The following is a 5,995-nucleotide window of genomic DNA, read 5'->3' as shown; positions in this document are numbered from 1 at the left end:
TGCCGTACATCGATGACGGAGTGACACGGGCTCTTGATGATCTTTCACCTGCAGAAGCAGCAGGAAGTACTGCATCATGCGAAGGAGTGGTTATCTTTGGATCAGATTCCATCGCACAACTCGCAAGCATTGTGAACACGATACTGGTCTATATCATCCCTATCAGCACAGGGATGCTGTTACTTGCAGTTGTTCTTTCGGTAATTGCATACATGGCCCTCTCCTGAACAATACAGAGGAAGTGAAATGAAGATGCGTGTCCAACTAATCCTGATGAGTGGTTTAGGAGGGAATCATGAGTTGTAATCCACCCGTATCCATTCTTCCGGCTGGGTCAGAACTGGGAGTTTATAAGACTCACCTCCCGGTATGGAACCTCATGCTCAGAGGAGCCATGTCCGGAGCTTATATCGGAATGGGAGCGGCTCTGATGGTTGCAGTCACGAGCGGGATAGAACTGACCCTCGGCATAGGGATGGTCCGTTTCATAGGGGGTGCAGTTTTCCCGCTCGGGGTCATCCTGACCATCCTGACCGGCGCAGAACTGTTCACCGGTGATGCAATGCTGGCTCCGATGGCTGCATTCAGAGCACAGATCTCATGGATGATGGTACTGCGTCTCTGGGGATCTGTATGGGTTGGTAACTTCATCGGTGCATTTTTGTTTGCTGCCCTGATGGCTGCCGGACCCCTGATCGTTACCGATTCATCAGGAATTGCCGGCGTGTCATCTACCGGGATTACGACCGTAAGTATTGCAGCAGCTAAATGCAGCGAGATTGGAGTTGCCGGATTTTTCTCCCTCATAGGAAGTTCACTTGCGGCGGGCTGGCTGGTGAACCTCGGTGTCCTGCTCGCATTATGTGCAGATGATGCCCTCGGGAAGATCATGGGAATCTGGTTCCCGGTCATGGCAATGTCAGCAAGCGGTCTTGAACACGCGGTAACCAACATGTACCTGATCCCAGCCGGGCTGCTCACTGCAGGAAGACTTACTCCGCTTCAGGTTGCTCAGGTCGGGCCTGAGGTGGCAGACCTCGGATGGTCTGCTATGTGGATTAGTAACCTGATCCCGGTTACCATTGGAAATCTTATCGGCGGACTCATCTTTTCTGGCCTGTTATACTGGATTGCATTCAGAAAAGAACTGGAAGGGTAATCAAATCCCTTCATAATCCCGTGATATGTACTCAATATAATCTTCATACCGGTGTACATGGCAACTGACCGGGAAAGGAATTCCAACTGTGGAGATGATTGCATCACCCCGATCCAACGTCTGGATCTCAAGATCCAGCACGCGGAGATCATGTTTTGCTGATGACGCAATCGTCTCCCGATCCTGTCGATCAGCAAGGCCCATGATTACAAACGTATTCATCTGGGCGAGAACACGGGGATCAATGTTCTTTGGTTGCTGAGTGATTGCACACAGACCTACCCCGAATTTTCTTCCCTCCATCGCAATCTGTCTGAAAATCCCTGTTTTTTCCGACTCCATAGAGAGAACCCGTTGGGCCTCTTCGATCGTGAGGAGAACCCGATGAGGTTCATCTTCTCCAGCCCGCCCGGATTGAACAACGTGCTTGTACCGGGATAATACTGCCCGTGAGATGACTGAGAGCAGGAAGAGTTCAGCGACCTCACTCATCCGGGGAATATCAATCAGCACCACCTTGTTAGCCAGAAGATCTTCAATGATCGCCGGAACCGATGATTCGGTCTGATGCAGAAATTCTGATGAGATATCCACAAGAGTCTGAATCTGGCGTTGTACCACCCGGAGTGCATCAGGGCTGGCACTTCTGATTCGTTGGGCGATATCCTGGTGATCACCGATATATGCGGTGGTCTTGACATGAGAGGGAAGAGATTCCACATCCTCGTTCATGAAGAAGTCGATGATGTCCCTGCCGGGAAACGTGGTGAGAAGGTTCATCACTTCGCGCTCAGAGGGAAGGAGATCAAAGAGAAGGGTGAGATCGGTGATGCTCAGATCATCGTGACAGATCAGGAGTTGATTCATTGCAAGTTCAGTCCTGACAACCTCATTTTGAACTGAATACACCGAGAGCCCGGTATCTGCATCGGGGTGATGGAGGAGCCCGCGACTCTCGTAATCAGAACGTAGTCCTGCCGCATACTCTCCATGAGGATCTATAATGAGCAGACCAAAGAGCCGCGCAGATATGGCCGAGGCACAGAAGACCTTCATGAAATTACTTTTTCCCATACCAGTGGTGGCAAAAACTCCCATATGTTGGGAAAGAATTTTTGCCGGTATCCTGACCGGGAGCTCGGGGATCGGACGCTGACCACTGACCACCAGACCAATCTCGATCTCACCCATAAACCTGTTCAGATAGGTGATGTCTTCAGGAGCAAGGGTCCTGACCGTGGAATAACGCGCAGGCATTACCCGGGGACGCCGAAAGACGTCATCCACTCCGATGCACCCGATAGGGTAGGCAGTCATCATCAGTGAGGTATCACTGTGGGCATCAGGCGGACCAGTCTGGTCATTATGCCCGATTCCGGTAATTCTGGCAAAAAAGCGGATCAGATTCTGCTGATCATCAACCACCACTAGATCTCCAATGGTCATGGGAGCGTCAGCCGGTGTTTGAAATGTATAATGAAGAACGCTGGTGCCGGTAAGCCTGTTATCCAGCAACCTGCTACTGGTCATATGTTACTGAGAGGGAGTCTGCCTGATAAGAGTATATGGATATTTTACCTGACTTTGAATGAGAACAGGTAGATATCAAAATTCATCACAATTATGATCCACGAGGGGGCTCCGGAAAAATATGTCAAGACGAGCTGCAGAAGCAGTATTTCAGGGTTTATTTCTGCTAAGTGATATCAGGGGGATACTCAGGGAGACCGCTCCCTTACACCAGTTATCAGCGGAACAGAAGGCAAATACTGCAAAATCACTGGAAAAACTAGAAAAACAGATCAGTATCCTGAGAGAGGAACTGGTATCATGAACTGTGGTGAGGGGATCGATACCCGGCTTATCGAAGAACTCTTCATCAACCTGGATCCCATCCAGGCAGGAGGAAGGCTGAGTGCTGACGCGATGAAAGCAGTACTCGCGTACGGGGATGGATACTCGGTCTGTGATAACTGCGAAAAGCCGTTCCGGCTTGACTGCATCAAAAAACCACCACTTGCCCGGTTTCATGATGAACTGGCAAAATTTCTTAATATGGATATTGCCCGCCTGGTCCCTGGGGCGCGGCGGGGGTTTCAGGCTGTCGCAGATACCGTGGTTGGGAAAGGAGACCCGGTACTCCTTACTGCATTCTCCCATTACACCGAGTTTCTTTCAGTTGAACAGGCAGGAGGTGTCCCCCATGAGGTTCCTGCAAACGACGCAAACATAATTACTGCTGATGCGGTGGCTTCACGAATTGAGGAAGTCACCAGAAGTGCAGGAAAAACCCCTGCACTACTCTATGTGGAAGAGGTGGATTACCAGTACGGCAATCTCCACCCGGTGCAGGATATTGCCCGGGTTGCACACCAGTATGATATCCCGGTTTTGTGCAACGGGGCATATACCATTGGTATCATGCCGGTTGATGGGAAGGATATTGGCGCTGATTTTCTGGTTGGATCAGGACATAAAAGCATGGCAGCTCCGGCTCCATCAGGAGTGCTGGCAACCACATCAGAGTGGGCTGATACGTTATTCAGGACGACCCAGGTTAAAGGGGATATCACGGGCAGAACCTTCGGTGTCAAGGAGGTTGAAATGATGGGATGCACGCTGATGGGAGTGACTTCGATGGGGATGATGGCCTCATTCCCTCATGTTCGGGAACGAGTGAAGCAATATGACCAGCACCTTTCCCGGTGTAACCGGATAGTAGATGCCCTCTGCTCAATCGAAGGCACTCAGGTGATGAGTGAGTACCCACGCAAACACCCCCTGACCCGGATGAATACCACCGGGTCCTTTGACAAGGCAGCAAAAACCAATAAAAAGAAAGGATTTTTCCTGATCAGTGCACTTCGGGAACGGGGGATTACCGGGATCATCGCAGGATCAACCAAGGTCTGGAAGTTTAATCCCTATGGTATCACTGAAGAGCAGGCGAGGTACGTGGCTGATATGTTTCTTGAGATTGCCAGGGAAGAGGGACTGCCGGTAAAATCCGGCTAACATGTTCATCGTTGTCTGGACTCAGATCCATCCCTTACTTTTAGAACCTGGTTCGTTTTCAGGAACAATTTTTCCGTTCATTGCAGAGACCCGATAACCTGATTGGAGAAGGGAAGGGATCAGATCTTTGATGTTGAGCCTTGTTTCAACCGTTTCAATGACCTGTTGATCTGCGGCCGTTGCCGGTTTAGAGGGAACCACCCCGCAGGAGGTATCACCGGGATCGTTCGTGAAAGTCCCAATCTTTCGGGCGAGGGAGATGATCTCCTCTTTATCATACCCGATGAGAGGCCGGAGGATCGGTACCATTACAGAGGATGAGATGGTGACAATGTTCTGGAGAGTCTGGGTCGCAACCTGCCCAAGGTTGTCTCCGGTTACCAGTGCAGCGTACTTTCGTTGCTGTGCAAATGCCTGACCCATGAGAAGCATACCCCGCTTGCATAGGACACATCGGTACCGTGGTTCCTGTTCTACCATCAGCAGGTCGTAAAACGGTTGTGCTTGTACCACATGCATATCCAGCCTGATACCAGGGACCCAGGATGAGAGCGCAGCGAAATTTCGCAGGACATTGTGGTAACAATCAGGGCCAGCATACACACCGGTATCAACATACAGGAAGGTGACTTTTACCCCCCGTTTCATCATCATCCAGGAGGCAACCGGTGAGTCAATTCCAGCAGAGAGCAGGGAAAGGGCAGAGCCCTGGGTGCCATATGGTAACCCTCCCGGCCCGGGGATCCGAACATCATACGCAATACCCCCCTCCTTTCGCGCTTCCAAGAATATTTCATAGTCAGGATGGGTGAGATCAACCCTGACACCCGGAACTGCGTCAAGGACTGCACCTCCTGCTGCTGCACCAAGTTCCTGGCTGGTAAATCCGGGAACCTGTTCGCGCCGTGCCCGGATCGCAAAACTCATCCCGGGCTTCAGACGCCATTTTGCCAGTTCTGAAGCAACTGCACTAAGAGCAGGAACAGATGGTTCAGCCATGAGGACAGGGGCAATATCAACCACTCCAAAGATATGATTCAGCAGTGGAAGGAGCAGATCAGGAGTATCAGACCACACCAGAATCCGACTCCGGTTGTCTTCGATGGTGGATTCAATTCCGTGGCTGGAAAGTGCAGACCTGATATTTCCAATCAGCACTTTCATAAACTGCCGTCGTACGGGTTCACTCTTAAGAAAGAGTTCACCAAACCGGATCATGACTACGCCGGACTTTCCATTCTCCATGAATGCTCATACGTTGGCGTCAGGTGTGATAGGTGCTTCGTGGGAGGGGGACTTATATTCAGATACCGAACGAAAAGTAATGCCTCCGATCGATCAGAAAAAAGACTATACGATCAGACGGTCAGGTGTACGTAATGGCTCCAAAAAAGAAGAAGGATGCTGCCCCGGCACAAGAGGAAGCTCCACTCAAATTATTCTATATCTTCTACAGCCAGGAGCGCTGGGAGAATTGGATCAAAGCACTCAGTGAAGCTGACTTCGAGGGAGGGGCTGATGATGAGGAGATGCCTGAAGGATTTCAGATGCTCTCAAGTTTTAACCAGGACATCTGTATCGAAGTCCTGAAGATCATCAAACTTTTCCAGAATAACCGGTTTTCTAAGGAAGAGGCACTCCAACGGATCAGTGATGTGGAAGAGATCGTGCTAAACCAATACGTTGAGGGGGATCTCGAAGAGGTGATCGAATCACTTCAGTTCTCGATGCTTGTTCTCTTTGCTGCCTCTAAGTAGTTCCTGGAAGGCAGTTTTGATGAAGATATCAAAGCGCTGGTAAAAAAAGGGAAGGCAATCGATG

The 5,995-nt window shown here is 50.4% G+C and carries 7 protein-coding genes; 5 read left to right on the top strand and 2 right to left on the bottom strand.

Translation table 11 applies throughout. The features are described from left to right. Together LUQ50_RS09795 and LUQ50_RS09790 are read left to right on the top strand one after the other, a co-directional pair. Positions 1-227 (top strand): DUF2070 family protein (locus LUQ50_RS09795; RefSeq protein ID WP_300039641.1); only part of this gene is annotated, 227 nt, incomplete at its 5' end. A 68-nt stretch (positions 228-295) separates the two neighbouring features. Next, on the top strand, positions 296-1,159 hold the full coding sequence (locus LUQ50_RS09790; protein ID WP_300039639.1) for a formate/nitrite transporter family protein: 864 nt from the start codon (positions 296-298) through the stop codon (positions 1,157-1,159). Here the strand turns inward: LUQ50_RS09790 and LUQ50_RS09785 are convergent, their stop codons facing one another. After that, positions 1,160-2,689, bottom strand: coding sequence for an ATP-binding protein (locus LUQ50_RS09785; RefSeq protein WP_300039637.1), 1,530 nt, complete (start codon positions 2,687-2,689; stop codon positions 1,160-1,162). It lies immediately after the preceding gene. 121 nt (positions 2,690-2,810) lie between these two features. Here LUQ50_RS09785 and LUQ50_RS09780 point away from each other — a divergent pair, with 121 nt between their 5' ends. Next, positions 2,811-2,993 carry a hypothetical protein gene (locus LUQ50_RS09780; protein WP_300039635.1) on the top strand — a complete coding sequence of 61 codons (183 nt, stop codon included), beginning with the start codon at positions 2,811-2,813 and terminating at the stop codon, positions 2,991-2,993. Next, complete coding sequence (gene pscS, locus LUQ50_RS09775; RefSeq protein WP_300039633.1) at positions 2,990-4,174, top strand: O-phospho-L-seryl-tRNA:Cys-tRNA synthase; 1,185 nt, start codon at positions 2,990-2,992, stop codon at positions 4,172-4,174. The genes LUQ50_RS09780 and pscS overlap by 4 nt, the downstream gene beginning before the upstream one ends. 21 nt (positions 4,175-4,195) lie before the next feature. Here the strand turns inward: pscS and thiI are convergent, their stop codons facing one another. Next, positions 4,196-5,419, bottom strand: a complete 1,224-nt coding sequence (gene thiI / locus LUQ50_RS09770) for a tRNA uracil 4-sulfurtransferase ThiI (protein WP_300039631.1) — start codon at positions 5,417-5,419, stop codon at positions 4,196-4,198. Positions 5,420-5,553: 134 nt separating this feature from the next. Here thiI and LUQ50_RS09765 point away from each other — a divergent pair, with 134 nt between their 5' ends. Then, a complete protein-coding gene (locus LUQ50_RS09765; RefSeq protein ID WP_300039629.1) occupies positions 5,554-5,931 on the top strand; it encodes a DUF2150 family protein in 378 nt (125 codons plus the stop codon). The last annotated feature ends 64 nt before the right edge of the window (positions 5,932-5,995 follow it).

This window comes from Methanospirillum sp., assembly GCF_028679455.1.
Taxonomy (GTDB): Archaea; Halobacteriota; Methanomicrobia; order Methanomicrobiales; family Methanospirillaceae; genus Methanospirillum.
This window is presented reverse-complemented; position numbering and strand designations above follow the sequence as displayed.

What these genes read in the sequence shown, in the direction of transcription:
- LUQ50_RS09790 (WP_300039639.1), top strand. Translation starts at nt 296, where the DNA reads ATGAGTTGTAATCCACCCGTATCCATTCTTCCGGCTGGGTCAGAACTG.
- LUQ50_RS09785 (WP_300039637.1), bottom strand. Translation starts at nt 2,689, where the DNA reads ATGACCAGTAGCAGGTTGCTGGATAACAGGCTTACCGGCACCAGCGTT.
- LUQ50_RS09780 (WP_300039635.1), top strand. Translation starts at nt 2,811, where the DNA reads ATGTCAAGACGAGCTGCAGAAGCAGTATTTCAGGGTTTATTTCTGCTA.
- pscS (WP_300039633.1), top strand. Translation starts at nt 2,990, where the DNA reads ATGAACTGTGGTGAGGGGATCGATACCCGGCTTATCGAAGAACTCTTC.
- thiI (WP_300039631.1), bottom strand. Translation starts at nt 5,419, where the DNA reads ATGGAGAATGGAAAGTCCGGCGTAGTCATGATCCGGTTTGGTGAACTC.
- LUQ50_RS09765 (WP_300039629.1), top strand. Translation starts at nt 5,554, where the DNA reads ATGGCTCCAAAAAAGAAGAAGGATGCTGCCCCGGCACAAGAGGAAGCT.